This is a genomic window from Micromonospora sp. NPDC051296, from assembly GCF_040682255.1.
GTDB classification, from domain to species: domain Bacteria; phylum Actinomycetota; class Actinomycetes; order Mycobacteriales; family Micromonosporaceae; genus Micromonospora; species Micromonospora craterilacus.
In genome coordinates, this window is the sequence record NZ_JBFBAO010000634.1 from 1 (window position 1) to 1,747 (window position 1,747).

Here is a 1,747-nt window from a genome sequence, read left to right on the forward strand (position 1 = left end):
AAGGAGGCCCACAGGGTGCAGGAGTTTTCGCCGCCGGTGAGGGCGGCGTCGGCGGCGATGATGGCGTTGCGGCCGGTGACGAAGCCGGGGCCGCAACCCTGCAGCTTCAACCCGTCCGTCACCAGTTGGAGAGAAAGGTTGTTACCGCCGGTGCTCCACGAGTCGTACACGTTCGGGTTGAACCCGTGCCGGTCGATGAGGTCCCAGGTCACGTCCCACAGGACAGAGGCCCAGCCGTGGCCGATGCCGTGCGGGGTGGCCAGCGACGTGCCGTTGAGCCAACCGCCGGTCTTGATGCTGTCGTAGGTGAACGGCTGGGTCTCCATGTTGCGGGAGTACGGCCGCGGCCGGATGCCGGCGCCGCTGCGGTCGTCCTGGAAGAGGGCGTACGGGCCCATGCCACGCACCCCGTCGGCCGTGTCGAACTGCGGGTCGAGCAGCATGGTGACCGCGTAGTAGTCGCTCCAGCCCTCACCCATCTGCTCGTTGCCGCTCAGGCAGTTGATGCCGGGGCCACCGGTGAGCCGGTTGGAGATGCCGTGACCGTACTCGTGGATGACGATGCCGGCGTCGAAGTCGCCGTCCCGGATGCCGGGGTGGCTCGGGTGCTTGCGGACCGAACCGGTGACGTCGCCGGCGGCGATGGCGGCCTTGATGGCGTTACCGTCGGCCTGCGTCACCGCAACAGCCGGAATGACGACCGGCGCGGTGGTCATGGCACCGGTGAGCAACGGCGCGTTGCCAGCGATGTTGTGCGCCACCACCACAGCCTTGGCACCGAGCGACTGAGCGACCTGGGCGCGCTGCAGGTAGGTGCAGGCGGTGGTGACACCGTCGACCACCGCGATCCAGCCGCCCGAAGGCAGCGTGGTCGGGTAGGTCGCCGCGGTGCAGCCGGTGCCGCCGTAGACGAACCCGTGCCCGGGCAGGCCGGCGACCGAGGGGGCGGGGCTGAACCGCGACCAGGTCGCGTCGAACGAGCCCACGCCGTCAACCACGACCTGGTTCTGGGCCCCGAACTGGTTGCCCGGCCACAGGTACATCTGCATCCGGGGGGTGCCGCCGTCGGCGGCCGGGGTGGAGAAGTTGGCGTTGTTGGTGCCGCCGCCGTCCGCCGCCTCGGCCCGGACGTAGTCGCCGCCGACACCGCCACGGCCGTAGTTGTTCATCTGGAAGTTGCCGGACGCCTCATCGAACCCGTACTGGTACGTGACATCGTGGATGATGTTGTTCCAGTAGAACAGGTTCGCGGTCGCCGCGTCCCGGTAGCTCTGCGCGTGCTCGCCCAGGTCCATCGGGAAGTTGAAGGTCAGGCTCGGCCCGCCGTCCGGGCTGCTACCGAAGTCCGGCGCGTTGTTGTTGTCCTGGTCCTGGTACGCGTGGACGTTGTTGCCCTGCGTCGTGGTGAACTCGGCACCAGGGGCACCGTCGGTGTCGTGCCAACCAAATGGCGACGCGAGCGCGTCCGCCGGGTTGGTCACGATGGTGCGGGGGCCGTCGTTCGGGCTCTCGGCCGGGCCAGCGAACACCTCGTAACTCGAGCCGTCCTGCACCGGATTGCGCGAGTGGAATGCCTCGGCGCTGAGCGTCGTGGACCGCCCCGGCGCGAGCCGGTCCAGGTTGTCGGAGAGCTCGTCGTGCTCATGGTGAACGGTCCAGTCGTCGGCGTTGAGCAGCTCGCCGGTCTCGGCGTCCACCGTGGCGTTCCACAGGTGGGCGTCGGAGGAGTCGTCGATCACCAGCTGCC

The 1,747-nt window shown here is 68.9% G+C and carries 1 protein-coding gene; it reads right to left on the bottom strand.

Annotated features, from left to right (window positions below; genetic code table 11):
* Positions 1-1,739: M36 family metallopeptidase (locus AB0M52_RS33705; RefSeq protein ID WP_363961913.1), on the bottom strand; the 1,739-nt coding region annotated here is incomplete at its 3' end.
* Positions 1,740-1,747 lie beyond the last annotated feature (8 nt).